This window comes from bacterium, assembly GCA_019637795.1.
Classification (GTDB): domain Bacteria; phylum Desulfobacterota; class Binatia; order HRBIN30; family CADEER01; genus JAHBUY01.
Genome location: JAHBUY010000006.1, coordinates 70,254 through 86,229, shown reverse-complemented (window position 1 = coordinate 86,229; position 15,976 = coordinate 70,254). Strand labels below are relative to the sequence as shown.

At 71.4% G+C, this 15,976-nt stretch carries 18 protein-coding genes, 2 tRNA genes and 1 other RNA gene; 13 read left to right on the top strand and 8 right to left on the bottom strand.

Translation table 11 applies throughout. From position 1 onward, the window contains the following. Positions 1-66 precede the first annotated feature (66 nt). The 3 genes from tadA (at position 67) to KF840_20270 (ending at position 1,671) form a co-directional block, all read left to right on the top strand. Complete coding sequence (gene tadA / locus KF840_20280; protein ID MBX3027241.1) at positions 67-546, top strand: tRNA adenosine(34) deaminase TadA; 480 nt, start codon at positions 67-69, stop codon at positions 544-546. 42 nt (positions 547-588) lie between these two features. Further along, positions 589-675, top strand: a tRNA-Ser gene (locus KF840_20275). A 129-nt stretch (positions 676-804) separates the two neighbouring features. Further along, complete coding sequence (locus KF840_20270) at positions 805-1,671, top strand: hypothetical protein (protein ID MBX3027240.1); 867 nt, start codon at positions 805-807, stop codon at positions 1,669-1,671. 70 nt (positions 1,672-1,741) lie between these two features. Here the strand turns inward: KF840_20270 and KF840_20265 are convergent, their stop codons facing one another. After that, positions 1,742-2,074, bottom strand: a complete 333-nt coding sequence (locus KF840_20265) for a hypothetical protein (GenBank protein ID MBX3027239.1) — start codon at positions 2,072-2,074, stop codon at positions 1,742-1,744. Between the two features lie 845 nt (positions 2,075-2,919). Between KF840_20265 and KF840_20260 the strand changes: the two genes are divergently transcribed. Then, positions 2,920-3,264, top strand: coding sequence for a hypothetical protein (locus tag KF840_20260; protein MBX3027238.1), 345 nt, complete (start codon positions 2,920-2,922; stop codon positions 3,262-3,264). Continuing rightward, on the top strand, positions 3,261-4,409 hold the full coding sequence (locus KF840_20255) for a hypothetical protein (GenBank protein MBX3027237.1): 1,149 nt from the start codon (positions 3,261-3,263) through the stop codon (positions 4,407-4,409). The genes KF840_20260 and KF840_20255 overlap by 4 nt, the downstream gene beginning before the upstream one ends. 11 nt (positions 4,410-4,420) lie before the next feature. Here the strand turns inward: KF840_20255 and KF840_20250 are convergent, their stop codons facing one another. The 3 genes from KF840_20250 to KF840_20240 all read right to left on the bottom strand — a co-directional run bounded on the left by KF840_20250 (position 4,421) and on the right by KF840_20240 (position 6,371). Further along, the gene (locus tag KF840_20250; GenBank protein ID MBX3027236.1) at positions 4,421-4,696 is read right to left on the bottom strand and encodes a hypothetical protein; all 276 of its coding nucleotides are present in this window, start codon (positions 4,694-4,696) and stop codon (positions 4,421-4,423) included. Positions 4,697-4,758: 62 nt separating this feature from the next. Continuing rightward, on the bottom strand, positions 4,759-5,637 hold the full coding sequence (locus tag KF840_20245; GenBank protein MBX3027235.1) for a TIGR03620 family F420-dependent LLM class oxidoreductase: 879 nt from the start codon (positions 5,635-5,637) through the stop codon (positions 4,759-4,761). Between the two features lie 44 nt (positions 5,638-5,681). Continuing rightward, the gene (locus KF840_20240) at positions 5,682-6,371 is read right to left on the bottom strand and encodes an RDD family protein (GenBank protein MBX3027234.1); all 690 of its coding nucleotides are present in this window, start codon (positions 6,369-6,371) and stop codon (positions 5,682-5,684) included. Positions 6,372-6,499: 128 nt separating this feature from the next. Between KF840_20240 and KF840_20235 the strand changes: the two genes are divergently transcribed. From KF840_20235 to KF840_20210, 6 genes are all read left to right on the top strand, one after another. Continuing rightward, positions 6,500-6,585, top strand: a tRNA-Ser gene (locus KF840_20235). A gap of 88 nt (positions 6,586-6,673) precedes the next feature. Further along, positions 6,674-6,772: signal recognition particle sRNA small type (ffs, locus tag KF840_20230), an RNA gene on the top strand. 33 nt (positions 6,773-6,805) lie between these two features. After that, positions 6,806-8,464 carry a DNA polymerase III subunit gamma/tau gene (dnaX, locus tag KF840_20225; protein ID MBX3027233.1) on the top strand — a complete coding sequence of 553 codons (1,659 nt, stop codon included), beginning with the start codon at positions 6,806-6,808 and terminating at the stop codon, positions 8,462-8,464. After that, the gene (locus tag KF840_20220; protein MBX3027232.1) at positions 8,461-8,781 is read left to right on the top strand and encodes a YbaB/EbfC family nucleoid-associated protein; all 321 of its coding nucleotides are present in this window, start codon (positions 8,461-8,463) and stop codon (positions 8,779-8,781) included. Before dnaX ends, KF840_20220 begins: the two co-directional genes overlap by 4 nt. Positions 8,782-8,824: 43 nt before the next feature. Continuing rightward, the gene (recR, locus tag KF840_20215; protein ID MBX3027231.1) at positions 8,825-9,424 is read left to right on the top strand and encodes a recombination mediator RecR; all 600 of its coding nucleotides are present in this window, start codon (positions 8,825-8,827) and stop codon (positions 9,422-9,424) included. A gap of 264 nt (positions 9,425-9,688) precedes the next feature. Continuing rightward, on the top strand, positions 9,689-10,615 hold the full coding sequence (locus KF840_20210; protein MBX3027230.1) for an OmpA family protein: 927 nt from the start codon (positions 9,689-9,691) through the stop codon (positions 10,613-10,615). 124 nt (positions 10,616-10,739) lie between these two features. Here the strand turns inward: KF840_20210 and KF840_20205 are convergent, their stop codons facing one another. Beyond that, a complete protein-coding gene (locus KF840_20205; protein MBX3027229.1) occupies positions 10,740-11,126 on the bottom strand; it encodes a GFA family protein in 387 nt (128 codons plus the stop codon). Between the two features lie 85 nt (positions 11,127-11,211). Between KF840_20205 and dinB the strand changes: the two genes are divergently transcribed. Beyond that, positions 11,212-12,495 (top strand): DNA polymerase IV, encoded by a 1,284-nt coding sequence (dinB, locus tag KF840_20200; GenBank protein MBX3027228.1) that lies wholly within the window; start codon positions 11,212-11,214, stop codon positions 12,493-12,495. Between the two features lie 37 nt (positions 12,496-12,532). On the opposite strand, the gene KF840_20195 is transcribed toward dinB, so the two are convergent. Next, positions 12,533-13,480, bottom strand: a complete 948-nt coding sequence (locus KF840_20195; protein MBX3027227.1) for an MBL fold metallo-hydrolase — start codon at positions 13,478-13,480, stop codon at positions 12,533-12,535. 162 nt (positions 13,481-13,642) lie between these two features. Between KF840_20195 and KF840_20190 the strand changes: the two genes are divergently transcribed. Then, positions 13,643-14,782 (top strand): MFS transporter, encoded by a 1,140-nt coding sequence (locus KF840_20190; GenBank protein ID MBX3027226.1) that lies wholly within the window; start codon positions 13,643-13,645, stop codon positions 14,780-14,782. An 84-nt stretch (positions 14,783-14,866) separates the two neighbouring features. Here the strand turns inward: KF840_20190 and KF840_20185 are convergent, their stop codons facing one another. Together KF840_20185 and KF840_20180 are read right to left on the bottom strand one after the other, a co-directional pair. Beyond that, positions 14,867-15,304 (bottom strand): hypothetical protein, encoded by a 438-nt coding sequence (locus KF840_20185; protein MBX3027225.1) that lies wholly within the window; start codon positions 15,302-15,304, stop codon positions 14,867-14,869. Next, a complete protein-coding gene (locus tag KF840_20180) occupies positions 15,301-15,861 on the bottom strand; it encodes a hypothetical protein (protein ID MBX3027224.1) in 561 nt (186 codons plus the stop codon). The genes KF840_20185 and KF840_20180 overlap by 4 nt, the downstream gene beginning before the upstream one ends. Positions 15,862-15,976: the final 115 nt, after the last annotated feature.

Here is a 15,976-nt window from a genome sequence, read left to right as displayed (position 1 = left end):
GCGTGCGCCATCAGCGGCGCGCAGCGCTGCCGGCGCGCTGGCTGCGGACCGGGAACGGTGCGCCGGATGAGCGCCGGGACGGCCGCCGACGTCGCATGGATGCGCGAGAGCCTGCGCCAGGCGGCGGCGGCGGAAGGCGAGGGGGAGGTGCCGGTCGGGGCCGTGCTGGTGCTCGACGGGCGGATCGTGGCCCGCGGGCACAACCGTCCGATCGCCGCGCACGACCCCAGCGCCCATGCCGAGATCCTCACCCTGCGCGCCGCCGGCCAGGCGCTCGGCAACTACCGCCTCACCGGCGGCGAGCTCTACGTCACCGTCGAGCCGTGCCTGATGTGCGTCGGCGCCATCGTCCAGGCGCGACTGCGGCGGGTGGTCTACGGGTGTTCCGATCCCAAGGGCGGGGCGCTCGGCGGCCTCTTCGACGCCACCGCTGCGGCTCCCCTGAACCATCGCTTCGCGGTCGTCGGCGGCGTCCTCGCCGACGAGGCGCAGACCCTGCTGCGTCGATTCTTTCAGGCCCGCCGCGGCCCTGCCGCCTCGTCTTGAGCCACCCGTCGGCCCCGGCTATACACCTCGCGCCTCCTCTGCGGAGAGGTGCGTGAGCCCGGTTGAAACGGCACGACTCGAAATCGTGTAACCCGCAAGGGTTCGGGGGTTCGAATCCCCCCCTCTCCGCTTGTATCTCTCCCTGAGTCAGCCTGGCTCAGTATGGTAGGGAAATCGGGGCTTTTTTCGCCCCGCTGGTGCTGCTGGTTCTGCCGGATTGGCGCGGAGCGGTAGCAGGGTGGTAGCAGGGCGCCGCTGATGCCCTACATGGTCCACCCTCATTTCCTGCTGGCGCTGGCCCTGATGATTCTCGCCGGCGGGACGATTCTGCTCCTCGAGCACAGCATCGCATCTTACGTGGTGAGCTGCGGTGCGGCCGTGCTGATCCTCGCGCTGTACCTCGAAGCTGGAGCGCCCGGCTTGGATGCGATGCAGGACCGCAGCGTACTCGGGACATTGGTTTCGGGTTTTGGCGGCGCGCTCGCGGGCGCTTTGGCCGCCTATCAATTCCAAATCCGGCGAGACCGTTCCGAGGAGCGCCGGCGGCGAGTTGCTGATGGAACGAGCGCTCTTGCGGTCCTGTTGGAACAGCGGGCTATCCTCTACGGACTCGAGCGTCAGCACCTGCGCGCCGTCGCCGCCGAGGGCGATAATGCCTGGACGGTCGCGGCGGCACTCGGAGTAGTCAGGCGTCCCAGCCTCAACATCGAGTCCCTCTATTTCCTCCTCGAAGGGTCCCACGCCGACTTGGTTCACTACCTATCTGTGGGCGACGGCCATTTTCACGAACTCCTGTCGGTGATGGACCAGCGAGCGCTGGAGCAGAGGCAGTTGCAACGAAAGGTCGCAGCCTTCCACCAGCAATGGGGTCTCGTCCCAGTCGACCGTGTGGAGGTGGAATTGATCGCCGGTCCAGAAACGACACAGGCGCTGAAGGACCTGACGCGCGGAATGTTCGAGGCGTTCTGCGTGGCGAGGCGCTCAAACTACCGATTCGAGAAGATGCTTCGGTACGCGCTTAAAGACACCTTCAAGGGGCACCATTTCTGGAACTACGAGAAGGGACCTGTTTATCCGCCAAGGCACGTGCTGACTGAGTTAGATTTGGGTCCGTTCGACGACTAGGCCGTTGGACCGAGAGAGACGAAACGGTCCCGATGCGCGTAGAGCCTCTTTGCAAAGTGCGGGAAGAGGCTCAGCGACGTAAAGCAATCGTCGGCCTGTGGCCCGTGGCCAGTTGGGTGTCCTGCGTCGTTGCGGCCAGCTCGCAAGAGATCGGCAACGTGGACGACCAGGTCCATTCCGTCGCGGAGACCCGCTGGAACGTCGTCCCGTGCGGCGAGCGCCTTCCGAAACCCGCACGTTTGAACACGCGGCGGCTGGACAGCTCCTCCCGTAGCTTCTCCGTACCCGGTAGCTTAGCGAGGGCGGTGGCCGCTTCGAGCACGATCGCCTCCGATGCCACGCCGATCATCACCGTGCACGCGAGGTAGAGGCGCTGGTTGTACGCGCCAAGCGCCTCCCTCACATATGTCGAGCGGCATCACTGAGATCTGGCCCGTGATCAACTTGCACGGCCTGCGGCGCACCTTCGCGAGCCTCCTCATCATGCAGGGGCGACGCGTCACGCAGGTCGCGAAGCTGCTCGGCCACTGGATCCGACCATCACGCTCAGCGTCTACAGCCACTGGTTCTGGGACGCCGAGGAAAAGAACCGCGAGGCGATGTGCGGGCTCGCGGACGCCGTGCTCGGCGCTGGTAGCAAAACGGTAGCAGCCGCTGTCGGCTGAACACGCAACGCCCCGATTTTCCTGCCGGTCTCGGCGGAGAGTACGAACTCCCCCCTCTCCGCTGTTTTCTCCCCTCCGAGCGCTGGCTATCCCCGGGCAGCTTTCCCCACCGACGCCCGGGTCGCCTCGAGGCCACCTGGTCGCGGTTGAAAAAACGCGATGCGTTTCCAGCGCTTCCGTGAGCGCCCGGGCAGGAAAGGTCATGGGCGACCGCTGTCATGCCCGCGATCGCCGAGGGAGTCATCGGGCGGCGCCCCGGGTGGCCCGCGGGTGCCGTGATGTCCGGATGCAATCTGCCAGGGTATCGGTGGGTTAGGGAAAATACCTAGGCGGATAAGGAGGATGCCACCTGTACAGCGCGAGACGGTTTCGGTATCCTCGCGCAAGCTGGAATATCCTCCTTGTTCCCCCTTCCAGCCGGCGGGTCGCCCAACTGTCCAGGGCGGCCCGCCCCCCCTTCTCAGTCATCTTCTTCAAGTTCAGCCGTCCGGGGGCCGCGCAGCAGCGATAGGCATTGCTGCATCCTGCTGGCATGTTCGGTGACGCGATGTCCGCCTCACTCCGACCGCCGAGGATCCTCTCCATGCGCCAGAGTCCGTTCGCCCTTCTCGTCCTGGTCACCGCGCTCGCGATGGGCGCCCCGCCGGCGCACGCCGGTGATGCCGCGGGCGAGCGCGCCATGCGTCTGTACCGCGATCCCGACACCGGCGTGGTCGGCCGACCGAGCGCCGCCGCGCTGCAGGCGGAGGCGGCCGCGGCGCCCGCGTCTGCGGCGGCCGAGCAGCCGGGGGAGGAGGAGGCGGTGCAGGCGCCGGCGGGCGGCGTGAAGGTGAACCTGCGCGGCAGCCATCGGCCGGCGGTGGTGCGCCATGCCGACCCCGGGGGCCCGGCGCTGCACGAGTGCATCGAGGGCGAGGGCGGCCGGTGAGGGGAGGTGCCTGGCTCGCCGCGGCCGTTCTGGCCGCCGCGGGCGCCCTGGTCGCGGGTCGTTGCGATGCCGCATCGGTCCTGGTCATCTCGCGCGACGGCGCCGGCGAGGGCTTCAATGATCCGACGCCGGTGACGCCGGTGGGTGGCAATCGCGGCGCGACGCTCGGCGAGCAGCGCTTCATCGCCTTCGAGTACGCCGCCGAGCTGTGGGCGGCGACGGTGCTGAGCCCGGTGCAGATCCGCATCTCCGCCACCTTCGACCCGCTCAACTGCACGGCCGCGTCGACCACCCTCGGGGTGGCGGGGCCGGTGAGCGTGTTCCGCGACTTTGCCGGCGCGCCGCGCGCCAACACGTTCTATCCCTCGGCGTTGGCCGACAGCCTGGCGGGCATGGATCTGGCGCCGGACGAGGACGACATCGACGCCACCTTCAACAGCGCCTTCGGCACCACCTGTCCGTTTCCCGCCGGCTGGTACTACGGCCTGGACGGCAACGCGCCGGGCGAGGATTCGGACTTCGTCACCGTCGTGTTGCACGAGCTCGGACACGGCCTGGGGTTCATCACCTTCGTCGACGTGGACACCGGCGCCCGCTTCCAGGGGCGCGACGACGTCTTCCTGACCTTCCTGCTCGACGCGCGCTCGAACAAGACGCTCGACACCATGACCAACGCCCAGCGGCGGTCGGCGATCGAGGCCACCGGGTCGCTGCTGTGGAACGGCGCGACGGTGCGGGCGGCGAGCGGCGTGCTCGCCGCCGGCGCCGACGGCCAGGGGCGGGTCCAGATGTACGCGCCGGCGTTCGCGCAGGCGGGGTCCTCGGCGAGTCACTGGAGCGATGCGCTGGCGCCCCTCGAGTTGATGGAGCCGTTCTTCGAGTCGTCGCTGCACGAGGTCGGACTGGCGGCGGCGGCGTTCACCGACATGGGCTGGCGCCTGGCGCCGGACGCGGCCTGCGCCGGCGACTGCGATTTCGGCGGCACGGTGTCGATCGACGAGCTGATCACCGCGGTGCGGATCGCCCTCGGCGAGTCGGGCGCGGCGCTGTGCGCGGCGGTCGACGGCAACGTCGACGGCGTGGTGACGATCGACGAGCTGGTCGCGGCGGTGACGCGCGCGCTCGACGGCTGCGGCGGCGGCTGACCGCGCCCCGGCTACTGCGGGATCGTGATGTCGGGCGGCTGGATCTCGTCGTGGGCGCGCGGCTTGGCGTCCGGAAACGGAATCTCGTCGTGGGCGCGCGGCTTGGCGTCCGGCGGCGCGATCTCGTCGGGATCGCGGACCTTGCCGGACGGCACGTCGACGCCCTCGTCGTCGTCGATGTCGGTGTCGGCGTTGCCGCCCTCGACCGCGTGGGCGCGCAGCGCCGGCGTGGTGGTCAGCAGCAGGGCGGCGGCCAGGAGGGTGATCGTACGGGCGAGTCGGCGCATCGCGGATCCTCTCGGGCGTCAGGACTAGCAGAGGCCCGGCGGCGCCGCAGCCGCGATTTTCGTCAGCGGCGTGCCGGCGCGAGCGCCTCGAGCACGGTCAGATCGGGGCCGGGGACGCCATCGACGCGCAGGGGTTGGATGCAGACGTGATTGGCGCCGGCGTCGTGGTGGGCGCGGATGCGATCGCGGATCGCCTGCTCGTCCCCCCAGGCGACGATGGCGTCGACCAGGCGGTCGCTGCCGCCGTTGGCGATGTCGTCGTCGGTGAAGCCGAGCCAGCGGAGGTTGTTCTGGTAGTTCGGCAGCCCGAGGTAGATCTGCATCGTCGCCCGCGCCGTGGCGCGGGCGCGCCCCGGGTCGGTGTCGAGGAGGACCTTCTGCTCCGGCGCCAGCCAGGCATCGGGGCCGAGGATCTCGCGCGCCCGGGCGGTGTGCTCCGGGGTGGTGAAGTACGGATGCGCGCCGCGCGCCCGGGCGCGCGCCAGGCGTAGCATCGCCGGCCGCAGCGCCGCGAGCATGATCGGCGCCTCCTCGGCCGGCTCGACGGCCCGATAGAGCGCGCCGGCCATCGCGTCCAGGTACTCGCGCATGGCGGGGATCGGCTGCTTGTACTCGTGGCCGCGGACGCCGCTCACCAGATGCGCGTGGGAGACGCCGAGGCCGAGGATGAACCGGCCGCCCGAGAGCTCGGCCAGCGTCTGCTGGACCGCGCGCATGGTCATCGGGTCGCGCGCGTAGATGTTGGCGATGCCGGTGGCGAGCTGCAGCCGTGTGGTGCGCGCGGCGAGAAAGCCGAGCAGGGCGAAGGGATCGCGGCCGATCGCCTCCGGCAGCCAGAGGGTCGTGTAGCCGAGCGCCTCGACGCGCTGGGCGAAGGCGGCGGCCTCGCCGGCGCTCATCAGGTCGAGAAAGGTCCAGACGCCGAGACGGCCGAGATCCATGCGGCGCTCCTCCGCGCTCTCCCTGCCTGCGAACGGCGGCGCGATCAAGCCGTGGGTTCGGTCGGCGCCGCGGCGCCGGCGAGCAGGATGGCGAGGGCGCAGATCGCGGCGGCGAAGGCGAGGCCGATCAGGATGCCGTGCGCCACCGTCGCCGGGCGGCGGCGGGCGGCGGCGGGCAGATCGCGGCGGTGCACGACGAGCGTGCGCGCGTGGCGGTCGCCGAGCCGCTGGTGTCGCGGCGAGCGGCGCATGGCGACGTAGGCGACGAGCCCGAAGGCGAGGCTGTCGACCAGGACCCACAGGTTGCGCAACAGACCGCGCCCGAGCGAGATGGGGAGCCCGTCCTCGCCGACCACGTCGAGGGAGAAGATGAGCTTGCCCAGCGTCGCGCCGCCCAGCGATTCGGCGACGCCGTGGTAGGTGAGCATCATCAGCGTCCGCGCCAGCCACATCTCGAATCCCGCCGCGGGCAGGTTGCGGTCGAGCAGCGCCTCGTCGCCGCCCAGCGCCAGCAGCATCACCGCGGCCAGCGCGCCGCCGAGGAAGCCGGTGAGCACGAGATCGAGCAGCCGTGCCAGCGTGCGTCGGCCGAAGCCCGCGGATACCAGCATGCCGGGGCCGGTGGCGATGCCCTCGGGCAGCGGCGCCGCCGTGGTCAGCCGTTGCCCGCACCGCGCGCAGGTGTGATCGCCGGCCGACGTCGGCGCGCCGCACGCGGGGCAGGGGACGGTCATGACGCCGCGCCGATCTAGTGCGCGCCGCCGCGCAGGTCAACGCAGGCCGCGACGCGATGATCGGCGGGAGTCGCCGTCGCCACCCCGTTGACGTCGCGACGGCGAACGGGCACCGTACCGCGGCGCATGGAGAGGTGCCCGAGTGGTCGAAGGGGCGCGCCTGGAGAGCGCGTATACCCAAAAGGTATCGTGGGTTCGAATCCCACCCTCTCCGTTCGCGCGCGCCGCGCGCGGTTGCGCCGTGGATGGGGTGGGAGTAGCAATGGAGGCGTCGCGAGTGAGTACGCGTGAGTACGAGTGATAGCTAGGTCCCGCGCAAGGGAGCGTCGCGAACCCCGTCAGGTCCGGAAGGAAGCAGCGGTACCGACTCCCTCTCTGTGCCGCGGGGAAGCCTAGCTATCACTGGTACCCACTCCGGCGAGGGCGAGGGTGAAGTGACGTATCTCGTGTCGGCCCGCCGGTGGCGGCCGCAGACCTTCGAGGATCTCGTCGGTCAGGAGCACGTCGCCCGCACGCTCAGCAACGCCATTCGCGCCGGCCGCGTGGCGCACGCCTTCCTCTTCACCGGCGTGCGCGGCGTCGGCAAGACGACGGCGGCGCGCGTCCTCGCCAAGGCGCTCAACTGCGAGCGCGGGCCGACGCCGACCCCCTGCAACGAGTGCGCGAACTGCCGCGAGATCACCGCCGGCAGCGCGGTCGACGTGCTCGAGATCGACGGCGCCTCCAACACCGGCGTCGACGACGTGCGCGAGATCATCGAGAACGTGCGCTACCAGGCGGCGAAGAGCCGCTTCAAGATCTACATCATCGACGAGGTGCACATGCTCTCCAACAGCGCCTTCAACGCGCTGTTGAAGACGCTCGAGGAGCCGCCGCCGCACGTCAAGTTCATCTTCGCCACCACCGACCCGCACAAGTTGCCGGCGACGGTGCAGTCGCGCTGTCAGCGCTACGACTTCCGCCGCATTCCGCTGCGCCAGGTGGTCGCCCGCCTGCGCCAGATCGTCGACGCCGACGGCGTCGCGATCAGCGACCGGGCGCTCTTCACCCTGGCCCGCGAGGGCGAGGGCAGCATGCGCGACGCGCAGTCGCTGCTCGACCAGGTGCTCGCCGGCGCCGACGTCGCGGACGCGGCGGTGCTCGACGTGCTCGGGCTCGCCGATCGCGCGGTGATCGCGGCGCTGGCCGACGCCGTGATCGATCGCGATCCGGCGCGCGTCCTGGCGCCGCTCGACGACGCCTACAAGCGCGGCTGCGACCTCCGCCGCTTCACCCGCGACCTGCTCGAGCACTTCCGCAATCTCGCGGTGGCCAAGGTGAGCAACGGCGCCGTTCTGCCCGACATGGCCGACGACGAGTTGGCGGCGCTGCGCGCCCAGGCGGCGCGCGCCGCGGCGGTGGATTGCGACCGCGCCTTCCACGTGCTGCTCGCGGCCGACGAGGAGGTGGCGCGCACGCCGTATCCGAAGCTGGTGCTCGAGATGGCGTTGCTGAAGTTGGCGACGCTGCCGGCCCTGCTGCCGATCGAGGAGGTCCTGCAGCGGCTCGCCGATCTCGAGGCACGCCTGCGCGGCGGCAGCGGTGCGCCGGCGCGCGCGGCGACGTCGGCGCCGGCGCCGCGCCCGGCGGCCGCCGCGCCGGCGGCGCGCGCGGCCACCACCGCGCCATCCGCGCCGCCGCCGGTGCCCGCGTCGGCCGGAAACGGGGGGTGGGAGGACTTCGTCGCGTTCGCGCACGCGGAGCGGCCGACGCTGGCCGATCATCTCGCGAAGTGCGCGGTGCGCCAGCTCGATGCCGACGTCGCGATCCTGGCGGTGCCGCGCGGATTCCGCTTCGACTACCTGTCGCGGCGCGATCATCTGTCGTTGATCGAGGAGCTGGCAGGCCGCTTCTTCGGGCGGCCGCTGCGCGTCCAGGTCGAGGTCGGCGACGCCAGCAACGGCAACGCGCCCGTTGAGCCACCGCGCCCGAGCACCGCCGAGCTCACCAGCGCCGCGTTGCAGAATCCCGCCGTCAAGGCCGCGGTCGAGATCCTCGGCGGCGAGGTGGCGGAAGTGCGCGAGCGGCGGCCGCGCCGCCGGGAGGGGAAATGAGCAAGGTGCCGGGGCTCGGTGATCTGTTCAAGCAGGCGCAGGATCTCCAGGAGCGGTTGCAGCGCGTCCAGGAGGAGGCGGCGGCGCGCAGCGTCGAGGCCAGTGCCGGCGGCGGCATGGTGCGCGCGACCGTGAACGGCCGTCTCGAGTTGGTGCGCCTGCAGATCGAGCCCGCCGCCCTCGCCGGCGGCGACGTGGAGATGCTGCAGGACCTGGTGATCGCGGCGGTGAATCAGGCGCTGCGCAGCGCGCAGCAGCAGATGGCCGACGAGATGAGCAAGCTCACGGGTGGGCTCAAGCTGCCGGGCATGGGGTGAGCGCTGCGCGATCGACTCGGGGCGGTGGAGGAGGGCAACACCGATGGCAACGGTACCGGCGCCGCTGGCGCGGGTCATTCAAGAGCTGACGAAACTCCCCGGCATCGGTGAGAAGACCGCCACCCGGCTGGCCTTTCACCTCAGCCGCACCGAGCGGGGCGATGTCGAGGCGCTGGCGGCGGCCCTGGCGGCGCTGCGCGACGACCTGCGGACCTGTTCGCAGTGTTGCGCGCTGGCCGGCAGCGATCCGTGCGAGCTGTGCGGCGATCCGCGGCGTCGCGGTGATGTCCTCTGCGTCGTCGAGGAATCCGCCGACCTCGCCGCCGTCGAACGGTCCGGCGGCTTCAGCGGCCGCTATCACGTGCTCGGCGGCACCCTCGCGCCGCTCGACGGGGTCGGCCCCGACGATCTGAACGTGACGTCGCTCCTCCGCCGCCTGGGCGAGCACGGGGTGCAGGAGGTGATCATCGCCACCAATCCGACCACCGAGGGGGAGGCGACGGCGCTCTACCTGGCGCGCCTCATCAAGCCGCTCGGTGTGCGGGTGACCCGCATCGCCCACGGCATTCCCATGGGGGGGGACGTCGAGTACGCCGATCTCGCGACCCTCGGCCGCGCCCTCGAAGGGCGACGCGACATGTGAGAAAAATTTAGGCGCCCCATTGCCCGCCGGCTGTCCGTGTGTCAATTGACAAGGCGGGCCGTAACATGACGGAGGATCGCGCAAGTTGATCGCTTGACAAGGCGCCGTCAGCGGTGGCAAAGCGCAAAACGTTGTCATCACGACACACCGGATCATCCATCGCGGAGGAGGTGGCAGATGAGACAAACTCTTAGGTACTTGGCCACGGTAGGTGTTCTCGGGGCACTCGTTGCCTCGACACCACGGGTCGGCATCGCCGAGGAGATGCAGGGGCGGTGGTTCGGCGGCGTAGACGCGGGCGTCATGGTGCCGCTCAACGCGCTCGACCGTTATGTACAGACCGGCGGTTCGCTCGCCCCGTTCATGGGGTACAAGTTCTTCGACGACAAGGATCTGCAGCTCAACCTGGGCTTGATGGGCGAGCTGCAGTTGATCGGCGGCGGGGCCAGCCCCTGCACCGGCTGCACGCGCGGCCTGAACGACAACGACACCTGGGCGGTGAGCTACCTGGCGGGCCCGCGCCTGTCGCTGCCGGTCGGCCCGCTCGAGATCTATGGTGACATCCTCGGCGGCGGCATGACCGGCTTCGCCAGCGCGCCGAGCGCGATCAGCGACACCTCCGGCGGCTTCCAGACCGGCGGTGGCATCAACTACAACATCAACGACAACGTCGGCCTCGGCCTGTTCGGGAACTGGACGCGTCAGTACCAGCGCGTGCACGGCGTCGGCGACGTCCGTTTCGTCACCACCGGCATCGAGCTGATGGTGCAGCAGTCGCAGGAGGCGCCGCCGCCGCCGCCCGCTCCGGCGCCGCCGCCGCCGCCGGCCCCGGCCGCCGCGCCGATGAAGAAGAAGATCGTCCTCCGCGGCGTCAACTTCGACTTCGACAAGTACAACATCCGTCCCGACGCGGTGCCCATCCTCGAGCAGGCGTGCAGCCAGCTCAAGGCGGAGCCCTCGATCGACGTCTCCTGCCAGGGCCACACCGACAGCATCGGCAGCGATGCCTACAACATGAAGCTGTCCGAGCGTCGCGCCGACGCGGTGCGCAACTGGCTGATCAAGTGCGGCATCCCGGCGTCGCGCCTGACGGCCAAGGGCTTCGGCAAGCGGAATCCGGTGGCGAGCAACGATACCGCGGAGGGTCGGGCCCAGAACCGCCGTACCGAGTTGGTGGTCACCAACCAGTAACGTCACGATCCATCGGCTACACGAGGGCGAGGCGCACAGCGCCTCGCCCTCTTTTTTTGCGCGCTGCCTGGGTCCATCCCGCGCCCCGCGGGCGGGTTGCTCACGGCGGGGACGCGGGGGCGGCTCAGCGCGACTCGTCCGTGCCCTGGATGCGGGCGACCGTCGCTTCCCAGTTCGCGCCGTCGAACGGCGTGATCGCGAAGCGCGCCATCGCGTCACCGTCGAGGCAGCGCACGTTCACGTCGATGTCGTTCGGATGCGAGCGCGGGACGTAGAATGGATGGATGCCGCAGGTCTGACAGAAGGTGTGCTGGGCGATGCCGGTGTTGAAGCGATACGTGCTCAGCCGGTCGCCGCCCGACAACAGGGTGAAGCGATCCCGCGGCACGATGAGGTGCAGGAGCGCCTTCTTGCGGCACATCGAGCAGTTGCATTCGAGGGCCTCGTAGCGCTCGACGGTCACCCGGAAGCGGACCGCCCCGCAGTGGCACCCGCCCTCATGGACGTTCATCGCTTCTCCTCCGCGCCGACGGACGAGGCGCGCGCACCGCCCCGGGGGCGGCGACCTTGACCTGCCGCGCCGGTGGCGGGAGGGAATGTTCGCCGAGCGCCGTCATGTCCGCGTTAGACCACAGCCTCCCCGTCGCTCCAAGGTGGCGCCGCTGACCGCCGGGCCGCGCACCATCCTCCACGTCGACCTCGACGCGTTCTACGCCGCGGTCGAGGCGCGGGAGAACCCGACGCTCGCCGGCCGACCCCTGGTCGTCGGCGCCGATCCGCGCGGCGGGCGCGGCCGCGGCGTGGTGGCCGCGGCGTCGTACGAAGCGCGCGCCTTCGGCATCCATTCCGCGATGCCGATCTCGCAGGCGTACCGACGGTGTCCCGATGCCGTGTACCTGCGGCCGCGCATGCGGCTCTATGCGGCGGTGTCGGCGCGCTTCATGGCGATTCTCGAACGCTACACCGACCTCATCGAACCGCTCAGCATCGACGAGGCATTCCTCGACGTCACCGGCAGTCGCGCCCTGTTCGGCGACGGCGCCGCGATCGCCCGCCGCATCAAGGACGCGGTACGGGACGAGGAGCGCCTCACCGCCTCGATCGGCGTCGCGCCGAGCAAGTTCCTGGCGAAGATCGCCTCGGATCTCCGCAAGCCCGACGGGCTGGTCGTCGTGCCGCCCGACGGCGTCGCGGAATTCCTCGCCGAGCTGCCGGTGCATCGCCTGTGGGGGGCGGGACCGAGGGCGATGCAGGGGTTCCGCCAACTCGGCGCGTCGACGATCGGAGCCGTCGCGCGCCTGCCGCGTGGGCGCCTGGTGGAGACCTTCGGGGAATCGCTGGGCGCGCACTTCCACGCCCTGGCGCATGGCGAGGATCCGCGTCAGGTGGTGCCCGACCGGCGGCGCAAGTCGGTCGGACACGAGAGCACGTTTCTCGCGGACGTGCGCGATCGGGCCGTGGTGCGGCGGACGGTGCTCGGGCTGGTGGAGGAGGTGGCGCGGCGGCTGCGCCGCGCCGGGCTGCGCGGCCAGGTCGTGCAGCTCAAGCTGCGCCGCGCCGACTTCTCGACGCTCACCCGCCAGGAGACGCTGCCGTCAGCAGCCGACACCACCGAGGTGATCTGGCCGGTCGCGGAGCGCCTGCTCGCCAGGGCCGACGACGGGGCGCAGCCGATCCGCCTGGTCGGCGTGTCGGTGTCGCTGTTCGAAGGCGAGCCGCAGATGTCACTCTTCGACCCCCCGGGCGTCGAGCGCTCGCGGCGCGTGGCGCGCGCGCTCGATGCGCTCGTCGAGCGCTTCGGCCCCGACGTCGTGAGCCGCGGCGCGACGCTGGACGGGAAGCGCTCCCGACGACGCCGGCAGGGAGACGCGGACGAGTGAGAGCGCTGGTCGGCGCGCCGCCGCGCCGACGGCCCGTCTACCAGCGCCGCGTCTCGCCGATCTTCAGCGTCCACGCGGCGACGCCATCGAGGGCGCGTTGCGACGCGGCGGCATGGAAGCGGCGTGGAGGCTCGTCGGGCGCCTCGTCGGTCAGGTCGAAGGTGCCGTAGTGCATGCCGACGGCGATCCCGGCCTGCAGGTCGACCGCCGCCTGCATCGCTTCCTCGGGGTTCATGTGCACGAAGCGCATGATCGCCGCCGGGTCGTAGGCGCCGATCGGCAGCGCGGCGAGGTCGGGCGCCCCGATGCGCCGCGCGATCTCGGCGAAGCCGCTGAAGTAGCCGGTGTCGCCGGCATGGTAGAAGCGCCGCGTCGGGCCCTCGACCACCCAGCCGGCCCACAGCCGCTGATCGGTGTCGCTCAGCGTGCGGCCGGAGAAGTGCTGCGCCGGCACGCAGTGGATGCGCACCCGGCCGGCGGCGCGCGAGTCCCACCAATCGAGCTCGATGGCGGTGCCGCCGGCGTCGCGGATCAAGGGGCCGACGCCGAGCGGGACGAAGATCGGCACGCCGCGGCGCGCCAGCGCGGTGATCGTCGGCAGGTCGAGGTGATCGTAGTGGTCGTGCGAGACGAGGGCGAAGTCGAGCGGCGGCAGCGCGTCGAGCGGCACGCCGGGCTCGACCAGGCGCGGCGGGCCGGCGAACGAGACCGGGCTGGCGCGCGCCGAGAACATCGGATCGGTGAGGAAGGTGACGCCGTCCATGCGCACCAGGAAGGTGGCATGGCCGATCCAGGTGATGCTGGGGTTGTGGCGAATGGCGTCGGGGTCGACGGCGACGCGCGGCGCGGCGCCGGGCCGGCCGGACATCGAGGTCCACACCTTGCCGAGCAGGAACGGCAGCATCGCGGCGGCGCCGGCGCGTGGGCGGGGCCCAGCGAGGTTGACGAAGCGGTCGCCGTCGCGCGGGGCGCCGATCTGAGCCATGGCGGTGGATCCTCCCGTGGGCGCCAGCAGGACGATTACGACGGCGGCGGAACGCAGTCGACGGCGCACCATGCTGCATACTGCCGCGGCGCGGATGGCGCGACAACCGGGGCGCGGTTGTGTGCGTGCTGGCGAGCCGATACGACCGGCGGCGGCTGTCGCATGTCCGATCGTCTCCTCAGCGGCCCGTTTCTCCGCGCCACGCTCGCGAACTTCTTCTTCTTCCTCAGCTTCGCATCCTACTTCCTCCTGCCGCTCTTCCTGCATGGGCTGGGCGGCAGCGAAGGCCGCATCGGCGCCGTGATGGGCAGCTCGGGACTGGCGTCGCTGCTGGTGCTGCCGCTGGTCGGGACGACGATCGATCGCGTCGGCCGCCGGCCGTTTCTGCTCGCCGGGGCGGCGGCGATGAGCGCGGCATCGATCGGGTTCCAGTTCGTGCACGCCATCGGGCCGGCGGCGTTCGCGTTGCGCATCCTGCAGGGTGCCAGCTTCGCGGCCGCGTTCACGGCGACCACCACCTTTGCCGCCGAGCTCGCGCCGAGAGCGCGGCGCGCGCGCGCGCTCGGCGTGTTCGGGCTCTCGACCATGCTCACTCATGCCATCGCGCCCGGCCTCGGCGAGGAACTGGTGCGGCGGGCCGGATTCCCGGCGCTCTTCGCGGCCGCGGCGGTGTGCTCGCTGATCGCCCTGGTGATCGCGGCGCCGTTGCCGGAGCCGCGTCACGTGGCCCTCGCGGTGGCGCCCGGCGCGCGCCGCCTGCAGCCGATCCATTGGCTGGTCGCGGCCACGATGACACTGGCCGGCATGGGGTTCGGCTGCGTCATGACCTTCATCCCGACCTACGTCACCAGCCACGGGCTCGGCCGTGTCGCCTATTTCTTCGCCGCCTACACCAGCACGGCGATCCTCACCCGGCTGATCGGCGCCGGCGCCTCGGACCGCGTCGGCCGCGCGCGGGTGATCCTGCCCTCGCTGCTCCTGCTCGGGGGGGCGATCTTCTGGCTCGGGCGGGTTGAGGGGTTGATCAGCCTGGTCGCCGCCGGCGCCCTGTTCGGCGTCGCGCAGGGCCTCAGTTATCCGACTCTGCACGCCTTTCTGGTCGACGTCGCCAGCGAGGCCCAGCTCGGCCGCACCCAGGCGCTGTTCAACGGCGCCTTCAACCTCGGCGTCACCGGCAGCGCCTTCGCATTCGGGATCGTCGCCGAGCGCTCCGGCTACCGGACGATGTTCTCGCTCGCCGCGCTCGCCCCGCTCGTCGCCGCCGCGATCTTCGCCGCCGGCGCGCGCCGGCGCCCCCACTGAGTGCCACCCGGGCGATCTGCGGTGCGGTGTCCGGTGGATCGGTCGCCCGCCGCCGCGCGGCCGGCCGCGTCGACATCCCGGGGATCATGCGGGGTCTCCTCTGTCGACCTCGAGACGGACGATGGCGGGGATCGGCGTGCCGTCGGCGTCGGCGGCGGCCTGGAGGGTGGCGCGGTAGGTGGGCTGGGCCCCGGTCTCGCGCATGTGCAGCGTCGCGACGCGGGTGCGGCCGCGCGGCAGCTCGCTGCCGACGTCCAGGTCGGCGATGATGATCCGTCCGCCGGCCAGGGCGCGCGGGTCGTAGTGCGGCGGCGGGGCGAAGGCGGGAGCGTCGCCGCCCTCGACGCCGACGATCATCGCGTCGCCCTCGATCGTCACCTCGACCTGGTAGGCGGCGAGCGGCGCGTCGCCGCTGTCGATGTAGACCTCGACCGGCTGGTAGCGCTGCGCCGGCGATCCGGCGGCGCTGCTGGCGAGCAGGGCCAGCGCCGCCAGGAGGCATCGGATGGGCCGGGCGTTCATGGCTGGCCCTCGGGGTGGTCGAGCGACACCGCCAGCGCCAGGATGCGGTCCACATCGTGGCGATCGGCGTCGCCGACCCGCGGCGTGCCGCGGGTGACCGCGCGCGCCAGCACGAAGGCGTCCAGGATGTCGACCCGGCCGTCGCCGTTGAGGTCGGCCTGCGCCAGGGTCAGGGTCGGGCGGACGGCGGGAGCGGCCGCCTGCCCCGGCGAGGGTGGGAGCGCCTGGCGCTGCCGCAGAACCAGAGCGCCGATCGCCAGCACGAGCAACGCCGCCGCGGTCCAGCGGGCGGCCGGGCCGAGTTGCGGGCGGCGGCGATGGGCGGCGCGGGCGATCGCCGCCCGCTGCTCGGCGAGGGTCCGGAGGGCGGCCTCGCGCTCCGGTGGCACGTCAACCGGCGGCGGCGGCAGGGCCAACGCCTCGGCGAGCGCCTGCAGCTCGGCGAGGTCGCTCTGGCATTCGCGACACCATGCGAGGTGGGCTCGCGCCGCGGCGGCGAGCGGCTCGCCGGCGCGATGGGCATCGAGGTCCAGCAGGTCGAGGTGATGGTCGGTCATCGCGGAACCCGGGGCATCACCCCTGTAGCGTCCGAGGGCGCGAAACGGTTCACCGAAAGCCGTCGGCGGCGGGCAGAATCCGGTGCCGCAACGCGGCGCCGGGCGCCCATTTTGT

Coding starts and splice junctions, on each gene's coding strand:
- KF840_20220 (MBX3027232.1), top strand. CDS start 8,461: ATGAGCAAGGTGCCGGGGCTCGGTGATCTGTTCAAGCAGGCGCAGGAT.
- KF840_20260 (MBX3027238.1), top strand. CDS start 2,920: ATGCGCCAGAGTCCGTTCGCCCTTCTCGTCCTGGTCACCGCGCTCGCG.
- KF840_20250 (MBX3027236.1), bottom strand. CDS start 4,696: ATGCGCCGACTCGCCCGTACGATCACCCTCCTGGCCGCCGCCCTGCTG.
- KF840_20210 (MBX3027230.1), top strand. CDS start 9,689: ATGCAGGGGCGGTGGTTCGGCGGCGTAGACGCGGGCGTCATGGTGCCG.
- KF840_20195 (MBX3027227.1), bottom strand. CDS start 13,480: ATGGCTCAGATCGGCGCCCCGCGCGACGGCGACCGCTTCGTCAACCTC.
- KF840_20190 (MBX3027226.1), top strand. CDS start 13,643: ATGTCCGATCGTCTCCTCAGCGGCCCGTTTCTCCGCGCCACGCTCGCG.
- KF840_20245 (MBX3027235.1), bottom strand. CDS start 5,637: ATGGATCTCGGCCGTCTCGGCGTCTGGACCTTTCTCGACCTGATGAGC.
- KF840_20270 (MBX3027240.1), top strand. CDS start 805: ATGCCCTACATGGTCCACCCTCATTTCCTGCTGGCGCTGGCCCTGATG.
- KF840_20205 (MBX3027229.1), bottom strand. CDS start 11,126: ATGAACGTCCATGAGGGCGGGTGCCACTGCGGGGCGGTCCGCTTCCGG.
- KF840_20240 (MBX3027234.1), bottom strand. CDS start 6,371: ATGACCGTCCCCTGCCCCGCGTGCGGCGCGCCGACGTCGGCCGGCGAT.
- KF840_20185 (MBX3027225.1), bottom strand. CDS start 15,304: ATGAACGCCCGGCCCATCCGATGCCTCCTGGCGGCGCTGGCCCTGCTC.
- KF840_20180 (MBX3027224.1), bottom strand. CDS start 15,861: ATGACCGACCATCACCTCGACCTGCTGGACCTCGATGCCCATCGCGCC.
- tadA (MBX3027241.1), top strand. CDS start 67: ATGAGCGCCGGGACGGCCGCCGACGTCGCATGGATGCGCGAGAGCCTG.
- recR (MBX3027231.1), top strand. CDS start 8,825: ATGGCAACGGTACCGGCGCCGCTGGCGCGGGTCATTCAAGAGCTGACG.
- dinB (MBX3027228.1), top strand. CDS start 11,212: ATGTTCGCCGAGCGCCGTCATGTCCGCGTTAGACCACAGCCTCCCCGT.